This window comes from Chitinophaga eiseniae, from assembly GCF_012641265.1.
GTDB classification, from domain to species: domain Bacteria; phylum Bacteroidota; class Bacteroidia; order Chitinophagales; family Chitinophagaceae; genus Chitinophaga; species Chitinophaga eiseniae_A.
In genome coordinates this window covers 1,189,908-1,208,009 of the sequence record NZ_JABAHZ010000002.1, presented here as the reverse complement: position 1 = coordinate 1,208,009, position 18,102 = coordinate 1,189,908, and the positions used below count along the sequence as shown (strand labels likewise).

The 18,102-nt window shown below is 46.8% G+C and carries 14 protein-coding genes; 5 read left to right on the top strand and 9 right to left on the bottom strand.

Going from position 1 to position 18,102, the window contains the following annotated elements; genetic code table 11:
* Position 1 precedes the first annotated feature (1 nt).
* From HGH91_RS12640 to HGH91_RS12630, 3 genes are all read right to left on the bottom strand, one after another.
* Positions 2-1,705, bottom strand: coding sequence for a RagB/SusD family nutrient uptake outer membrane protein (locus tag HGH91_RS12640; protein WP_168738775.1), 1,704 nt, complete (start codon positions 1,703-1,705; stop codon positions 2-4).
* A 21-nt stretch (positions 1,706-1,726) separates the two neighbouring features.
* Positions 1,727-5,080, bottom strand: coding sequence for a TonB-dependent receptor (locus tag HGH91_RS12635; protein WP_168738774.1), 3,354 nt, complete (start codon positions 5,078-5,080; stop codon positions 1,727-1,729).
* Between the two features lie 247 nt (positions 5,081-5,327).
* A complete protein-coding gene (locus HGH91_RS12630) occupies positions 5,328-6,335 on the bottom strand; it encodes a FecR family protein (protein WP_168738773.1) in 1,008 nt (335 codons plus the stop codon).
* A gap of 129 nt (positions 6,336-6,464) precedes the next feature.
* On the opposite strand from HGH91_RS12630, the gene HGH91_RS12625 reads away from it, so the two are divergent.
* Complete coding sequence (locus HGH91_RS12625) at positions 6,465-7,070, top strand: RNA polymerase sigma-70 factor (protein WP_168738772.1); 606 nt, start codon at positions 6,465-6,467, stop codon at positions 7,068-7,070.
* 61 nt (positions 7,071-7,131) lie between these two features.
* Here HGH91_RS12625 and HGH91_RS12620 read toward each other — a convergent pair whose 3' ends face one another.
* Positions 7,132-8,007, bottom strand: a complete 876-nt coding sequence (locus HGH91_RS12620) for an alpha/beta fold hydrolase (protein WP_168738771.1) — start codon at positions 8,005-8,007, stop codon at positions 7,132-7,134.
* A 246-nt stretch (positions 8,008-8,253) separates the two neighbouring features.
* On the opposite strand from HGH91_RS12620, the gene pbpC reads away from it, so the two are divergent.
* Positions 8,254-10,650, top strand: a complete 2,397-nt coding sequence (pbpC, locus tag HGH91_RS12615; protein WP_168738770.1) for a penicillin-binding protein 1C — start codon at positions 8,254-8,256, stop codon at positions 10,648-10,650.
* A gap of 104 nt (positions 10,651-10,754) precedes the next feature.
* Here the strand turns inward: pbpC and HGH91_RS12610 are convergent, their stop codons facing one another.
* Genes HGH91_RS12610 through HGH91_RS12600 form a run of 3 tightly spaced genes read right to left on the bottom strand, consistent with a single transcriptional unit; the run spans position 10,755 to position 12,846 of the window.
* Positions 10,755-12,011, bottom strand: coding sequence for a replication-associated recombination protein A (locus HGH91_RS12610; RefSeq protein ID WP_168738769.1), 1,257 nt, complete (start codon positions 12,009-12,011; stop codon positions 10,755-10,757).
* 14 nt (positions 12,012-12,025) lie between these two features.
* Positions 12,026-12,463 carry a group III truncated hemoglobin gene (locus HGH91_RS12605; protein ID WP_211092273.1) on the bottom strand — a complete coding sequence of 146 codons (438 nt, stop codon included), beginning with the start codon at positions 12,461-12,463 and terminating at the stop codon, positions 12,026-12,028.
* 11 nt (positions 12,464-12,474) lie between these two features.
* Entirely contained in the window at positions 12,475-12,846 is a 372-nt protein-coding gene (locus HGH91_RS12600) for a hypothetical protein (protein ID WP_168738768.1), read from the bottom strand.
* Between the two features lie 287 nt (positions 12,847-13,133).
* Between HGH91_RS12600 and HGH91_RS12595 the strand changes: the two genes are divergently transcribed.
* Both HGH91_RS12595 and HGH91_RS12590 read left to right on the top strand, forming a co-directional pair.
* Complete coding sequence (locus HGH91_RS12595; protein WP_168738767.1) at positions 13,134-15,200, top strand: M13 family metallopeptidase; 2,067 nt, start codon at positions 13,134-13,136, stop codon at positions 15,198-15,200.
* Positions 15,201-15,290: 90 nt separating this feature from the next.
* The gene (locus HGH91_RS12590; RefSeq protein WP_168738766.1) at positions 15,291-15,584 is read left to right on the top strand and encodes a YHS domain-containing protein; all 294 of its coding nucleotides are present in this window, start codon (positions 15,291-15,293) and stop codon (positions 15,582-15,584) included.
* A 240-nt stretch (positions 15,585-15,824) separates the two neighbouring features.
* On the opposite strand, the gene HGH91_RS12585 is transcribed toward HGH91_RS12590, so the two are convergent.
* A complete protein-coding gene (locus HGH91_RS12585) occupies positions 15,825-16,223 on the bottom strand; it encodes a hypothetical protein (protein WP_145663572.1) in 399 nt (132 codons plus the stop codon).
* Positions 16,224-16,415: 192 nt separating this feature from the next.
* Entirely contained in the window at positions 16,416-17,246 is an 831-nt protein-coding gene (locus tag HGH91_RS12580) for a UDP-2,3-diacylglucosamine diphosphatase (protein WP_168738765.1), read from the bottom strand.
* Positions 17,247-17,428: 182 nt separating this feature from the next.
* On the opposite strand from HGH91_RS12580, the gene HGH91_RS12575 reads away from it, so the two are divergent.
* Complete coding sequence (locus tag HGH91_RS12575; protein ID WP_145663566.1) at positions 17,429-18,079, top strand: DUF47 domain-containing protein; 651 nt, start codon at positions 17,429-17,431, stop codon at positions 18,077-18,079.
* The last annotated feature ends 23 nt before the right edge of the window (positions 18,080-18,102 follow it).

Sequence of the window (18,102 nt, the reverse complement as noted above, 5' to 3'; positions counted from 1 at the left end):
TTTACCACCCGGCGTTTTGCACCATGTTCACATTGCGCAGGGTTTCGTCTACCGGAAGAGGAATCACATACATGGCGTTGCGCCATAGCCGGTCTTCTACTTTGAAACGTTCATAACGGAAGCCATCCGGCGCGGCGGCATCTACAATCGCCTTCATACCATACATAGATTTTTCTGTGTTCTCTGCAATTTTCCAGCGGCGTACATCCCAGAAACGATGATTTTCAAATGCCAGCTCTATCCTTCTTTCATTACGGATACGCTGGCGCATCTGTTGCTGGTTAAGTCCCGCCGGGATTACCGGCTGGCCCGCCCGCTGGCGTATGAAGTTTACATAAGTCAGGATATCTGCATTGCCAGGATCATATTCATTTAATGCTTCGGCGTAACTCAGGTAAAATTCGGAAAGGCGGAAAATGACGCCATGCACCAGCCTCGTTGAAGATCCCTGGTTGGCGGTAATGCTTTCATCTACCAGCTTGCGGCAATAATAGCCCGTGCGGGTATGGTCTGTGGCCGTACTTTGCTCATCTTTACCACCGGTAAATGTTTCTATTTTACGGTTTTTAAAAGTAGCTCCGTTGTAGGTAATATCTTTATAAAACCGGGGATCACGGTTGATATAAGGTCTGGCAGCATCATAACCCGAAGCAGGGTCGGTGATAGGCAAACCGTTTTTCATTTCGTAGTCGTCTACAATATTTTGTGTAGGTGCACAACCCGACCAGCCATTGCTGCCGTAAGGGAACATGTATTTGTCGTAGTCCTGGTTGGTTTCACGCATACGTTCAAAGATCACTTCCCGGCTCTGGAGCGTAGTGCTGGTAAACATCTTCTGACGGTCGGCCAGGGTAGGTTCCAGCTGGTATACGATCGCATTACTACCATCCTTCAGGTCTATCACCGCTTTGGCTGCATCTGCTGCTTTACGCCATTTTTCCGGATCTGTAGCCGCCGCTCCGCTGGTAATATCTGCCTGGAAGCCATTTTTTCCGGCAATAGCCCATAAGGGACTGGCTGCATACAATAACACACGTGATTTCAGCGCCAGGCAGGCACCTTTGGTTACACGCCCCACCTGGTTGGCAGGATAGGCGAACTGCACGCGCTTATAGGCCTCCTCACAATCGGACAATATCTGCGCTACGCATTCATCGTATTTGTTCCTGGGTTTGTTCAATGCTACTTTATCATCCTGGTCTATTATATCGGTAACAATGATGGCGCCCCCAAATTGGCGAATCAATTCCGACAGGTACCAGGCCCGTAGAAAATATACTTCACCTACCCTGTTTTCCAGGAAACCAGGATTGTTGGCGTCATCCGGTGTTTTATATTTTACGATGTTAGTCAGGATAGTATTGGCCTGACGGATAGCTACATAGCTGTCGCGCCAGGTATTACCAATCGGGTTCAGGCTACCGGACCAGGATCCATTATTGAAGTTCTGGGAAGCCATCCAACTGGAAGCATCCTTGGCTTCATCGGTAGCGGACGACATGGAGTATCCGCCACAATATACATAGGCGCCCCGGATGCGCGAATACAGGTTATTCACGACCATGTCGGTAGTCGCAAAATTGGTAAATATATCTGCATCCTGCTGTTGCGTGGTGGCGGCCCTGTCCAGGAAATTTTTCTTACAGGCGCCCAACGTGGAGAGGAGAAGTATAGAAAATATAATTGCGTTGAATTGTGATCTCATTTCTTAGGATTTATTTTTATATCAGAACCTTACATCTATACCAAAATTCCAGATCTTCTGAATGGGATACATGGCGCCATTGCCATCGTTAACTTCCGGATCCAGTCCAAAATCTTTCAGCTTATCCCAGGTAAAGAAATTCATACCGTTAACGTATACACGGAAATAATTAAGCCCCGCGCGTTTGATCCATTGCTTTGGAAGCTGGTAGCCCAACTCTGCATTCTTGATTCTTACATAGTCGCCACTCCTGATCCAGAAGGAAGATGCACGATGGTTGTTGCCGTTTGTGGTAGCATGTAAACGGGGATAGGTAGCCGCATCCGCTGTTTCAGGCGTCCAGCGGCCGAGGTGAATGGGCTTTACTTTACCTCCCTGGAAAAATTCATAGGCCGATTCATTGTTCAGCTGTACGGAAGAATGACCTGCTCCCTGTAATAATATAGAAAAATCAAATCCTTTATAGCTCAGTCCCATAGAAGCACCATACATAATTTCCGGTGTACGTGCATAACCGATGGCTGTTTCATCGAAACTGGATTGTATATAATCGTATTCTTTGCCGGTGAGTTTTTTATACTTGATATCGCCTGGGCCATAGGCAGAGAAGTTCTGGGAAGGGCTATTCGCCACGTCTGTAGCATCTTTGAAAAATCCTTCTGCAATCAATCCGAATTTGGTACCCACCGAATGGCCGGTACGCAGCATCCAGGGATAAGCACGGGCTACTTCATCCTGGTAAATAATCTTGTTACGGGCATAGGTAAAGTTGGGTTTTATGCTATAGGAAACCTGTCCAATTTTATCCTGGAAAGATAATTCCACCTCAATTCCCTTGTTATTAACGATACCAATGTTCTGCGCTTTAATACCCTGTCCGAATACGTCTGATAAAGTACTGCGTGGTATCAATATCTTGCTGCGTTCCTGCCGGAAATAATCTACCGTCATACTTAACCTATCGCGGAAGAAACGCGCTTCCAGTCCTACATCCACCTGCCGGCCACGCTCCCAGGTAACATTGGGGTTTCCGATAGAACCCTGAGCCCAGCCATTGGCTTGTTGCGCAGAGGTACCGAAATAATAAGGATCGGCGCCTGCCCACGAAGTAAACCACAAAAAGCGGTTAGAAGCACTGGGGAAACGATCGTTGGTAGCCCGGTCGTTACCTACTTCTCCATAAGAGCTGCGTATCTTAAGGAAACTGACTGCTTTGATATTATCCTTGAAGAAAGGCTCTTCAGATATTACCCATCCACCGGAAATGGAAGGGAAGAAGCCATAGCGGCTTTCCTTGGGGAAGTTCTCAGAACCCTGGTAAGAGGCGCTTACTTCCAGGAGATATTTGAGCTTGTAATTATACGTTCCTCTGAATAACAAGGATTGATAGGCATAGGGAATAGTAGAATTATATTCCTGTAAACGGCGGTTCCAGAGTAACATACCGGTTACTTCATGCGATGTAAACTGCCGGTTCCAGTTCATCACGGCCTCAAAGTAAGTATTCCGAACGGCATCGCCACCACCAAAAGTACCGTTTGGATCTATCTTGGTATCGGTACCGGATTGCTTATAGCCGGTAAGCTCTCCATTGGCATTATACAAGGGTTCAAACACCGCGTAGCTGCGGCTGTAAGTAGCGGAAGGAGAGTTGGTATTATCGTAAGAAAAAGATCCTTTAATGCTCAGGTTTTTGGTAATAAAATCCAGTTTACGCGTGAGGGCAAAGGTTCCCTGCATGGCATTGTTATAATAACGTCTGTATCCTTTCTGTGAAATTTCACCAAACATATTGGCGGTATAGGTACCGTTTCCCCACATAGAGCCATCGGGATTAAATATAGGGTTGGTAGGCGGGAGCCTGTTGGCCAGGTTAATAACGGTTGAAGCAGCGTTGTTACCATCTGTCCGGTCGGTGAGTATACCTGCCACATCGAGGCGGGCAGTGAGATTGGGAGAAATGTCTACGTCTACGTTAGCCCGCAGGTTATAACGTTTCATGGCGTTATTGCCATTGTAGCCATCTGCATTTTCCTTGGTATGACGGTAGTTCCCTTCTGCAAGGTTATAACCTGCGGAAATAAAATACCGGGCTACATTTCCGCCTCCGCTCACGTTCAGGTTGCCCTGCGCCACTTTGGACGGTTTCATCAAAAATTTATAGTAGTCTGTATTAGGCAATGTACCATTCTTAAATCCTTCCAGCTGCTGATCGGTAAATGCTTTTTGAGCGCCATCGTTGGTCAGCGCTTCATTCAGCAGCCGGGCATAGTCGTATGAGCCCAGGTATTCGGGTATACGGGTAGGTTCCTGCGATCCCATGGAGGCGCGGAAACTTACCTGTGGCGCACCTGCCCGTCCCCGCCGGGTAGTAACCAGTACTGCTCCGTTGGCGCCCCGCATACCCAATACGGCGGTAGCGGCGGCGTCTTTCAGGATGGTCACACTTTCTACGTCATTAGGATCTACGTAATCCATCGGGCGTTCCACTCCATCTACCATTACAATGGGAGCGGCATTGTTGAGCGTAGCTACTCCACGGATATAGAAGGTGCTGGCATCTACTCCCGGTTCACCACTGCGTTGCGTGGTGATCAGCCCTGGCAGCCGGCCTGCCAGGGCATTGGTAAGATTGGACACAGGGCTCTGCGTCAGCTCTTTGGTGGTGATAGACGCAACAGCTCCTGTTACGGTAGCTTTCTTTTGTTCGCCATAAGCCACTACCACTACGTCTTTCAAACCAATATTAGCGGGACTCAGGGCTACATTGACAGAGTTGGTCACGCCAATTTCCACCTCTTTGGTTTCGAAACCAACATAGGAAAACAACAATGTTTTCGCAGCCGCGGGCACCTGGAGACTAAAAGTACCATCCACCTGCGTTTGCGTACCGCGGGTAGTACCTTTTATCTGCACGGATACGCCGGGCAGCGGGGTATTGGTTCTGTATTCTATAACAGAACCAATAATGGTGCGAACCTGTTGTTGTGGTGCCGCGGCAGGCAACAACTGGCTGCTGAGCGTGTCCTCTTCGAGGTTACTTTTTCCGGATACGGATGGCTGAAAGATGATGACAATATCATCCTGTTGCTTAAAGCTCAGCCGCGTATCTGCTAATAACAGCTCGAGCGTTTCCTGCACGGTGCGGGTACCTTTCGCCAGGCTGACGTTCCTGAACCGGCGCACTTGTTCAGGAGGAAATGCAATACGAAAGCCGGAAAGGCTCTCCACCTTTACCAGGGCGTTACGCAATGATTCATTGCTGAGCGCCAGCGTGATCTTCTTCGTGGAAATATTCTGTGCGCTGCCGCTTGCCGCCATCAGCATTTGCGACAGGAACAGGACGCTTACCACTACCATAGTACTGATCTTCATAACTTGTCGGGCATTACGGTTTAAATATGACAAAAAAATACCTGCAAGCTGTGTTACCACAGCCATGGATGTACGCATAACGTGAGTTAGTTTTATATGTTAGGAATAAATGAGACGTTGGTGTTGATCATACCCCATAGCATCTCCCTGCCCCGTTTCCGGAGCGCCGCTATCCACAATAACCACAATGTAAATGGGTGATTTTACAAGTCAGATATTAATACAGCATAGGCAAACAATTTAGTTTTTATTCTGCTACACAAGCTTTTCCATCTATTGTTATATCATGGCCGTTTTCGATAGTATAAGATGCATTCCGTACCAGGCAAATTACATCCAGCACTTCTTCCAGCGACTCCGTGCCGGTAAAAGAGGCCCTGACCAGGCAATGCTTCAATGCCTCATTCCTGAACCGGATATTTACCTGGTAACGCTTACTGAGCGCGGCGGCTATCATATCAAAAGAGGTCGATTCAAATACCATATCTTCGCGCACCCAGCTTATCTTCGCGGCCGCATTCACCGATTGTTGCTCCGCGGTGGCGGCCAGGGTATTGTATACAATCTGCTGATCGGGCGTCAGTACCCCTAACACCTTATGCTCATCTTCTACTCTTACTTTTCCTCTCGTTACCGACACGGTAATTTCACGTGCCTCGGGGTAAGCTTTTATATTAAATGCGGTTCCGAGTACGGTAGTACGCAGTTTACCCGTATTAATCACAAAAGTTTTGGCGCTATCATGCCGTATGTCGAAATAGGCTTCTCCTGAAAGACTGACTTCCCTGTTGCTGCCATTAAATGATGCAGGGTATTCCAGGCGGCTGCCCGCATGTAATAATACGGTGCTGCTATCCGGTAAAATAATATAACGGTTGTAATCCGATCCTGCTACCTGTTGCAAGCCATTATCAACTACCACTGCCGGTGATTGCTTTTGTTGTAATAGCCATACCGTACCGCCCAGCATAAGCATGCCCAGGAAAACGGCCGCCCAGCTGCCGGCCCTCCGCCAGAATGGCTTTACAATTATTGCCGTATGCGGAGCATCTTCAATAGACAGCCCTTCCTTCAGAGAGGCCAATCCCTGTTGGGTCAACTGCCGGGCGGTTTCGCCGCCGGCATCCAGCAACTGATCCGGCAAATGCGCGCCCAGGGCGTCGTACCAGTCATTCAATTGCCGCAACTCCTCTTCTGTACAGGCGCCATCCCTGTATTTTTCAAGGAGCGTTAATAAATATTGAGGGCTCATCATATAAAAAAATGGACGTCTGTATATAAAAACACCATTTTAACCGACTACCGTTATGCCGATTGAAATTTTATTTTAAATAAATTATTAAGGAATAATAGCACTTAGATAAAAAACGATTTATTATTAAATTTGAGATCAAACTATTCCGTTATCAAACCGAAATCTTACCATACCGACCTTGAGTTAATTGCATTATTCAAACAGGGCCAACCCCAGGCGTTTGATAGGCTGTATGAACGGCACTTTATCCGGCTTGTCAATATCGCCTATAAAAAGACCGGCCACCTCGAAGCTTCGCAGGAGCTGGCACAGGATGTATTTATATCCCTTTACAAGCAGCTGCCCTCGCTGCAACCCGCTACGGTACTGGAAAATTATTTGTTCGTGGCGTTAAAGAACAGGATCCTTAATTATCATCGCCAGCAGCTGGCACAATTAAAGAAAGAAAAAGCCTTTATAGATGATATGCCGCTGGCCAGGGAGAACAACAGCCAGTTGGAGTTAAAAGAGCTGGAAGCCCGTCTGCAGGCCAGGATACAACAACTACCTACTCAATGCAGAGCCGTATTCCTGCTAAGCCGGGAAAACCAGTTATCCAACAAAGAGGTGGCGGAGCGGCTCAACATCTCTGTAAATACCGTAGAACAGCATATGCGAAAAGCCTTGCGCCTGCTGAGAGCTTCATTGGGCAATGACCTGGCCGTACTGCTGCTATGGATGATGATGAAAAAATAAAAGGATATCCCTTACTCCAGAGATACCCTTCACATAAATTATCAATAAGGATTCCTACCTTTTATATCTTCTCCATAAAATCGCTAATCAGCGAAGCCACTTGCTCATGGTATTCTTCCAACATAAAATGACTACCATTCAGGAGGTGTATCTCTGCAGCTGGCACATCTCGCTGATAGGCAATGGCGCCGGGCCAGGTAAAGATCTGGTCATTCTTGCCCCATACCACCAGCAACGGCGGCTGATAAGTACGCAGATATTGCTGCCATGCCGGATACAACGGAAAATTGGTGCTATAGTTATGGAATAACGTTACCTGTATTTCTTCCATACCCGGTCTGCTCATATAAAAAGCGGCCAGTTCATAGCTATCGGGACTCACCCTTTCCGGGTTGGCGGCGCCCAAGAGATGCTCATTTTTTATATACTCCAGGGATAATTTATTGGCAATGGCGGTATGTAATGCCTGCTCGTCACCCGCCCGCTGCAGCGCTCCAATCTCCTGCACGCCAGGCCCCAGGCCATCTTCATACACATTGGCATTCTGGATCACCAGCGCTTTTACGAGCTCAGGGCGCCGGCTGATAATACGAAATCCTATAGGTCCGCCGTAGTCCTGCATATACCAGGCGAAGTGGGTAAGCCCCAGCGTATCGATAAATGCTTCCATGATGTTGGCCAGGTGATCAAACGTATATGCAAACGCACTTACCGGCGGCCGGCTGCTGAGCCCAAAGCCCGGGTAATCTGGCGCTATCACACGATAGTTTCCCGCCAGGTCCCGGATCAGGTCCCGGTACATGTGAGAAGTATTAGGGAAACCATGCAGCAATAAAATTACTGGCGCCTGTGCAGGTCCCGCTTCGCGGTAAAAAATATCCAGTTCGCGAACGCGCACTTTCTTGTGCAAGATGGAGGAAGAAACAGCTGCTTTCATATCTTTTTTTATTTTGTACTACTTAGTACAATAATGGTTTTAAAAAAAGGGCAGGTAGCACTTGCCCGGTATCACTTTCACATCATCATCTCACGCTTTACTGCTGTGAAGGTATATATTTTACCAATTAGTACAAAATATATTTTTTGGGGGAGAAGTATTTATGGGTGGTCACATCTCCGCCACAGTAACTGCCCAAAACATTATCTTTGACCGCACAATACTTATTTGACCCAGAACACCCTGATGAAGCTACATACACTCCGGCAATGGTGCATTAAAAAGAAATGGTGGCTCAGCGCAGCCGCTGTACTGCTCATTGCCTATTATTGCTGTTTACCCCGGCAGCTTTTTACCACCGCCACCTCTTATGTGCTGGAAGACAGCAACGGCGATCTGCTGAACGCCAGCATAGCACCGGATGGCCAGTGGCGGTTTCCTTATAATCCGCATGTGCCGGAAAAATTCAAAAAGTGTATTGTGGCCTACGAAGATAAACGCTTCTATTATCATTGGGGAGTAGATCCGCTTGCCATCAGTCGTGCTATCAGTCAGAATATCCGGGGCAAAAAAGTAGTGAGTGGGGGGAGCACCCTCACCATGCAGGTAATTCGTCTCTCCCGCAATCAACCCCGTAACATCTGGCAAAAAATGGTGGAAGCCGTACTGGCCACCCGCCTGGAATTTGCCGCTTCAAAAAATAAAATTATCGCGCTATACGCTGCCAATGCCCCTTTCGGCGGAAATGTAGTAGGCCTGGAAGCCGCGGCCTGGCGTTATTACGGGCGTAAAGCAGATTTATTATCCTGGGGTGAAATGGCTGCACTGGCTGTTTTACCCAACAGTCCCGCGCTCGTACACCCGGGTCGCAACAGGGCTATCCTGCTCAGCAAACGTAACCAGCTGCTCGACAAACTTCACCGCCAGCACAGCATTGATAGTATTACCTGTCAGCTGGCCAAGCTGGAACCCTTACCCGATCAGCCATTACCACTTCCACAAGATGCCCCGCATCTGCTGGATCTATTCCGCCGCGACTACCAGCAGCAAAAATCAGCTGCACCAACCCGCATCAAAACCACTGTAATAGCCGATCTTCAACGAAATACCACTGCCATCACCGAACGATACCATAACGCTTATAAAGCCAATGGCATCAACAATGCCGCCGTACTGGTAGTCGATGTTGAAACAGGCAACACCCTCGCTTATGTAGGAAACATTTATCAGCCTTCCAACGCCGAACTGGAAAGTCATGTGGATATTATCCAGGCAAGAAGAAGTCCCGGCAGCACCCTGAAACCCGTATTATACGCCGCCATGCTCAACGACGGCCTGATACTGCCACACACCCTGATCCCGGATATTCCTACGCAGATTGCCGGCTACTCTCCGCAGAACTTCGACCTGGGCTACGATGGCGCCGTTCCTGCATCCCGCGCACTGGCACGGTCGCTCAACATCCCGGCGGTGCGCATGCTGCAACAATACCGGTACGAAAGATTTCATGCCCTGCTGCAAAAAATAGGTATTACCACACTCAATAAACCGGCCGACCACTACGGCTTATCCCTGATCCTCGGGGGCGGCGAAACCACCCTCTGGGAAATGTGCGGCATGTATGCCAGCATGGCCCGCACACTCCTGCATATGGAGCAATACAAAGGGAAATATGATATGGATGACATTCATCCACCTAACTATCAACTCAATGTTCAACGTCCATCGCGCTATGGCCTCAGCAAAAACGGGCTGCTCGACGCCGGCTCCATCTGGTACGCCTTCCAGGCAATGACAGAAGTAATGCGCCCCGGTGAAGAACTGTTATGGCAACAGTTTTCTTCCTCCCAGCGTATTGCCTGGAAAACAGGCACCAGCTTCGGCTTCAGGGATGGATGGGCCATTGGCGTAACCCCGCAATATGTAGTGGGTGTATGGGTGGGTAATGCTGATGGTGAAGGACGCCCGGGACTGATCGGCGTAGCTACGGCCGCTCCCATCCTGTTCGACGTATTCCGCCTCCTGCACACCAGCGGCTGGTTTAATACGCCCTATCCCCAACTGACCAAAGTGGAAGTTTGCCGCAAAAGCGGCTACCGCGCCAGCGAACTATGCGATGAAAAAGACACGATCTATGTGCCCGTTGCGGGCATACGGTCGGGAGTATGTCCTTATCACCAGCTAATTCACCTCGACAGAACCGGCCAATGGCGGGTTACCGAAGCCTGTGAATCGCCACAGTTAATGCAGCATAAGTCGTGGTTTGTACTCCCTCCGTCGCAGGAATATTATTATCGCAGCAAAAATTATTATCAACCGCTGCCCCCTTACAAACCAGACTGCCTCGCCTCATTAGGACAGGATAAAGCACCCATGGAACTGATTTATCCCAAGCCCGGCGCACGTATATTCGTGCCCGTTGAAATTGACGGCAAGCCGGGGCAAACTATCTTCACCGCTACCCACCGGAATACAGCCATTAAAATATTCTGGCACCTGGACGACCATTTTATTGGTACCACCACAGAGTTTCACCAAATGGCGCTGCATCCGGCCGCTGGCAAGCATACCATTACGCTGGTAGATGAAAATGGGGAAAGGATTGAGCAGGTATTTGAGATACTTGCCAAAGAAAGGGAATAAGCAGAAAGCGTAAAGCAAAAAGCTATTGTGGAGAATGATTAAAGTGAATTTTAAATACTCGCTAAGTTCTTCTCCACAATAGCTTTTTGCTTTAAGCTTTCCGCTTAATAATTATATTTTTCTTTCCACAAGGCCTTCAGGTAGCGGCGCAGCTCATCCTCCCGCGGATTGTTCCCCGGGTCATAAAACTTCGTTCCCTTTAGTGCATCCGGCAGAAATTCCTGCTCCACGAAATTTTTCTCAAAATCGTGGGCATATGCGTATCCCTGGCTATAGCCCATATCCTTCATCAATTTCGTTGGGGCGTTCCTGATATGCATAGGCACGGGCAGATCGCCGGTATTGGACACTGCTGCCTGGGCTTTGTTGATAGCCATATAGGATGCATTACTTTTGGCAGATGCCGCCAGGTAAGTAACACATTGTGATAAGATAATACGGGACTCGGGATAACCGATCATATTCACCGCCTGGAAACAGTTGGTGGCCAGCAGCAAAGCATTGGGATTGGCATTGCCGATATCTTCCGATGCCAGTATCACCAGCCGGCGGGCAATGAACTTCACATCTTCTCCGCCCTCAATCATCCTGGCCAGCCAATACACTGCTGCATTGGGATCGCTGCCGCGGATCGATTTAATAAAGGCAGAAATAATGTCATAGTGTTGTTCGCCACTCTTATCATAAATAGCCACCCGTTGCTGGGCAATATCCATTACTTTCTGATCTGTGATCACGATAGGATCTTCCTGTAACGTGGTCACCACCAGCTCAAAGAGATTGAGTAATTTCCGGGCATCTCCACCGGAGATATTAAACAGCGCACTGGTTTCTTTTAATTCAATTTTCTTGCTGCGCAGCCACTCGTCCCGCTCCATAGCCTGTTGCAATAGCTGCATGAGCTGCTCTTTGCCCAGCGGCTTCAATACATACACCTGGCTGCGCGACAGTACCGCCGCATTTACTTCAAAGGAAGGGTTTTCCGTAGTAGCGCCGATCAGGGTGATAATACCTTTTTCGACGGCTCCCAGCAGCGCGTCCTGCTGCGATTTATTGAAGCGGTGAATTTCATCGATGAATAATACGGCGTGCCGCTGCCTTCTCGCCATTTCTATCACCTCCCGCACTTCCTTTACACCAGCCGAAATAGCGCTCAACGTATAAAACGGCACCTGCAACGTATGCGCAATAATGTTGGCAATGGTAGTTTTACCAACGCCGGGAGGTCCCCACAAAATCATGGAGGGGATCATTCCATTTTCTATGGCTTTTCTTAAAATACTATCCTTGCCTGTAAGATGCTCCTGCCCAACCAGTTCATCCAATGTTACCGGCCTTAAACGCTCCGCTAATGGTTGCATACAAATGGATTATATTATTGTTGATGCCCAGGGTTAACCAATGGGATATTTTTATCGGTCCCCTTATCCGGGTGATTGATCTGGTCCATTTTAAAAGACATGATGCCTTTGATGGACCTGGCACGGGAAATGGCCTGGGTGGCCCTTTCTCCCGTAAAACGTTCGTTAACGGTGGCTTCAAACAATTGCAGCCAACGTTCAAAAAATACTGGTTCCAGGGGAATCAGCTTATTCAGTTTAAAATGCGGGTCCATTACATTGCGGCCATAGCTGCCACTTCCCAACAACAGGCTCTCCCAGAAATCGTACATCACCGGCAAATGACGCGACCAGTCTACTTTTGCTACATCGTTAAAAATAAACCCGATCACGTCATCTGCCTTTACTTTATCATAAAAACTATTCACCAGTTCCATAATATCCCCGGTATTGGCAATTTCCCGCTTTTCCATAACCCCGTATTTTATTCTCTGTCTTCCTCTTTTCCCTGGTGCAGTTCCTGCCATTGACGAAGGAACCTGAAAGACAGGTTAATGTTCAGAATAAATACCACGCCGGCAAATAAACAGATCTTCCCTAACAGTTTAAACATGTCCGATTGAATACTGGCCTGTTGCTCCGGTGGCAATTGCTTCAACAAGTCTTTCATTTGTTCCGCGGGTATTGTCACCGCCACAAAGCCCGACATCAGTAACATAAAAGCAAATATCAGCCCCAATATGCCCATAATACGGATACCGCTGGGGGTATTTTCTTTCAGTGGAAGGTTGGGTGATGACAGGCTACGTTGCAGATATATAGATAAAATACTATGAATAAAGCAAGCCAATATCATAACAAAAGGTAACAGGATGCTTATATTCGGTCCTGCTATGGCAAGGCTCAGTACAGCCGAGAGCACGAAAAAAGCGGAGATCAATAGTGCGAGTATAGTCGTTATTCTATACAATTTAAACCTGAAAGTCATCAATTTCTCAATTTTCTAACACAAACCTACCTAATTATTCAGAGATTATTTGATTTGATCCTTAACCCGCTACCATAGTGATTGCCGCTCATAAAAAACCCTGGAGGCTACTTGACCCGTTTTCCATAACTTTAAATACTAAACCTGTTTTATATATGAAGAAAAGCAATGCGGTAAAACTACCGTTGTTGGCTGCCATGGTTACATTTGCAGCCTGCAATTCCAACAGTTCCTCGCACCAGGCTGAAACAGCCCAGGCTGATACCACCAAAGTACCCGCCTTTAACCTGGCAGACATTGACACCTCCTACAAATCCTGTGATGATTTCGACAATTATGTGAATGGAAACTGGAAGAAAAATAATCCTATTCCATCCACCGAAAGTCGATGGGGTGCATTCAACATCCTCGATAAAGAAAATAAAGAAGTTCGCCTCAAAGGAATTATTGCGGACATTACCAGCAAAACTGACCTGAAAAAAGGCAGTGAAGAACAGCAAATCGGAGATTTCTACACCTCTTTCCTCGACACCACTACCGTAGAAAAACGCGGTATCACACCATTACAACCTTATCTCGATAAAATTAATGGTATCAAATCCCTCGCCGATTGGGCCGCCGTTACCGGTGAGTTACAAAAAATCGGCGTAGCCTCTTTCGTAGGACTGGGTGCTGATGCAGATGCCAAAGACAGCAAAATGAATGTGCTGTACCAGGGCCAGGGCGGCCTGAGCCTGGGTGAAAAAAGCTACTACGAAAGACAAGACTCCGCTACCAAAAATGTACGGAACGAATTTGCCAGCCACGTCGATAAAATGTTTAAACTGGCCGGCTTCACGGAAGCCAACGCAGGTAAAACCATCCTCGACTTCGAAACTAAACTGGCCAATATCCAGCTCTCTAACGTAGAACTCCGCGACCCGGTGAAAACCTACAACAGAGCCGCTTTTGCTGAGCTGAAAACATTAGCCCCGGAATTTGACTGGGATAACTTCGCAGGTAAACAGGATATCAAAGCCGATACCATCGTTATCCAAAACAAAGCATACCTCACCAAAGCCGGTGGCCTGCTGAAAGCAACCTCGCTGGAAACGCTGAAAACATACAGCAAATGGCAATTACTCACACAATTTGCCACCTACTTACCTGCTGCTTTCGATAACGAAAATTTCCACTTCTTCGGTACCGTGATGACAGGTAAAAAAGCACAGAAAACACGCCCCGAACGCGCTATCCGCATCACAGACGCCAAACTGGGCATGCCGCTCGGTAAACTGTTTGCTAAAAAATTCTTCCCGGAAAGCAGCAAACAGAAAGTATCTGAGATGATCGAAAATGTACGTAAAGTATATGGCGAAAGAATCGATAAACTCACCTGGATGGGCGATTCTACCAAAATCATGGCACATAAGAAACTGGCTTCCTTCACCTACAAAATCGGCTATCCTGATAAATGGAAAGATTACTCTTCTATCGATATCGATAAAGGTAAACTGCTGGAGAACGTAGTATCAGCGGCCCTCTTTGAGCACAAAGACAATATTAAAAAGATCGGCAAACCAGTTGACAAGAAAGAATGGAGCATGACGCCACAAACAGTGAATGCTTATTATAATCCATTAAACAATGAGGTCGTATTCCCCGCTGGTATTCTCCAGCCACCGTTCTACAATCCAAACGCCGATGACGCTATCAACTACGGTGGTATCATTGCCGTAATCGGCCACGAATTTACCCACGGCTTCGATGACCAGGGTTCTCAATTTGATGCCGATGGTAACCTGAAAAACTGGTGGACTGCTGCTGATCGCAAAAACTTCGATGCGCTGACCAAACGTTATACCGACTATTTCAGCGGCCTGGAAGCCTTACCAGGATTCAAAGTAAACGGTGCTTTAACCATTGGTGAAAACGTAGCCGACCTGGGTGGCTTAACCCTGGCTTATCACGCGCTGGCAAAATCGCTGGAAGGTAAAGCGGAACCTAAACCAATTGATGGCTTTACCTGGAAACAACGCTTCTTCCTGGGATGGGCGCAGGTTTGGCATGGTAATATTACCGATGCTGCCCTCCGCAACCAAATCCAGACAGATCCGCACTCTCCGGCAAGATTCCGCATCAACGGACCATTACCTCACCTGGCTGAATTCCAGGAAGCCTGGGGTTGCGCTCCCGGCAATAAAATGGTATTACCGGAAGCACAACGCGTAGTCATCTGGTAATCAGTGTCCTGATCTTACTTATAGCGGGTTTGCAGTCAACACTGCAAACCCGTAATTTTTTATCTATAACTTCGCAAAAAAATAATCGTCATGAAATATATATTCATTGCCTGTAGCGCCTTATTCCTGTTTGCCTGTGCCCAGCAAAGTAAGCCAGCAGAAAGCAGTACCACCACGCCTGCCGGCCCCGCCACCGCTAAGGAGGAGAAATTAAACGCAGATGCAAACGGCAAACTGCCAGATCCGGTGTGCGAAATGCCTTATGATACTGCCTATAAAGAATTTGCAGTGTATAAAGGAGATACCGTACACTTCTGTTCCACTACCTGTAAAGGTATATTTGAAAAAGCGCCCGAAAAATATATGGCCAAACTGGGTAAGTAATAATAAAGCCGCCGGGGTAAACATCCCGGCGGTATTCGGCTTCAGTTTATGAAATCTATTTTAATTAAGTACTACGTCTTTCGGTCAGGGCTGCCTCCACAAATGCCCTTCAGCCAATGCCATAGTGTACATAGCTGAATAGTATCAGGGAATCATTGTCCGTTATCAGTATTTCAACAGTGGGATATAATAAAGTGGGGCCAACAGGAAATATCCTTGGGTTTAACAGCTAAAAACAGGTTACCACATGTTTTGTTGTGGTGACTGGCGATTGTTATTCATCAGCATGTCCAGAGAAATATCCAGTTGATAGTTACGTTCTTCCCTTTTTTCCGTATTACAGGCCAGCTGGAATAAATGCTGGCTTTTATTCATAAAAGGTTTATTGTCTTTGTTGCACAACTCCAGTGAAAAATTGAACCGCTCTTCCACCTCTTCCTCAAACTCACGCAAACTCAGCGTTTCGTCAATCGGAAACTCCACCAGTATCTCCTCTTCAAAGCCTGCTTCTTTTAATGTATCAAAAGTGTTTGCCAGCGAATTACGCACATACACGGCCACATTACAAAAGAGCAAACGCTGGATTTGCATTTGCAATAGGGAGATAGTCATTAAAGGATGCAACTTCAATACTTTCATCTAGCTGTTTTTCTGCTTTTTTAAATGTCCACTATTGTTACACTTAATTATTTCTCTGGCAAACTTAGAAGTCTACCTTTAATTTAATATTAAGCGCTTGTTATGATTTTGTGAAAATTATATTTAATTATAAATATATACTAAATATAATAAATATGATTAATTCAAAGCGGAAATCAGCAAAACGTTTTTTTAAGCGCCGGGGAAAGTAATAATACGCTGAATATCCCAGTCGGGATTGGCGTCGTCTTCATCTTCTGCCAGTACAATACGAGCTTTGGTAATGGGATGTTGGTACAGGGTCCATTGCTGGTTAATATACTCAAGTGACGTGAGACTTTCTACCCAGTCGCCCGAATTCAGGTAAGTAACCGTTTTATCGCCCACCTGCATTTCCTTGATCAGAGGCTGATGAATATGCCCGCAGCATACTACGTCAAACTCTTTATCCACCGCTATTTCGGCCACTGTTTGTTCAAAATCGGAAATAAACTTTACGGCTGACTTTACCCCTTGTTTTACTTTTTTGGAGAAAGACATCTTTTCTCTCCCGAGGCTTTCCAGGACATGATTAACCAGGCGGTTGAGGATAATGAGCAGATCGTATCCTTTTCCTCCCAGTTTAGCCAGCCATTTGGAATTTTTCATGGTCACATCGTACACGTCGCCATGAAAAAACCAATGTCTCTTGCCATCTACTTCCAGCACCAGTTTATTATCGATGGTGAAATTGCCCAGTTCGAAGCCGGCGTACTTACGCAATGCTTCATCGTGGTTGCCGGTCAGGTAGTACACTTCTGTACCCTTGCCAATCATCTTGAGGATCTTTCGGATTACCTTGGTATGGGCTTTGGGAAAATAGCGTTTGCTAAACTGCCAGATATCGATAATATCCCCATTCAGTATCAGAATTTTTGGCGCTATGCTATCCAGGTATTGGATCAATTCTTTTGCGTGACACCCGTAAATTCCCAGATGTACATCGGAAATAACGGCTATATCTAATGGACGTTTGTCTGACATTTAATAGGTCGTATGTACAGGTTGTAGGCAGCCTGATTATGAGTATAATTTTCAATACAAAGGAAAAATCGCTATATTACTTTTATATTAATCCAGTGTTAAGGAATTATTAATTCCCGTTTTTTACTGGCCGGGATAGATTCTGAAAGCTATTTTTGCGGCAAATTTTTAAACTCAAACGTATGGGAGGCTTCAATTCTTTTGTTAAACTATTCATGCCGAAAGACCGGGTATTTTATTCGCTGTTTGAAGATGTGGCTTCCAATCTGGTAGAAATGGCAACTGTGCTCAATGAGCTGGTAGCTACTACAGATCTGGCCGTGAGAAAAGATAAAGTACATCTGATCGAGCGCCTGGAGCATAAAAACGATGACTATACGCACCGGATATTTGTAGAACTGGGCCAAAACTTCATTACTCCCTTCGACCGGGAAGATATCCACTACCTGGCCGCTACTATGGATGATGTGGCAGACTATATCCACGGCTCCGCCAAAAGAATGGACCTTTACAAAGTACACTATATCAACGATAGCATCCGCAAACTCGCTGAATTAATCCACCTGGGAGTACTCGAACTCGCCAAAGCAATACCTGAATTACGTAATATGCAGAACATGCGCATCATTACGGATGCCTGCGTAAAAATCAACAGCCTGGAAAACCATGCCGACGATATTTACGATATGGCCATCGCCGATTTATTCGATACTGAGCAAAATGCGGCAGAACTGATTAAAATGCGTGAAATCTATCAGGCCCTGGAAATCGCAACCGACAAATGTGAAGACTGCGCCAATGTTATAGAAACCATTATTATCAAGTACTCCTGATTTGGGAAATACTGTTCTGAACG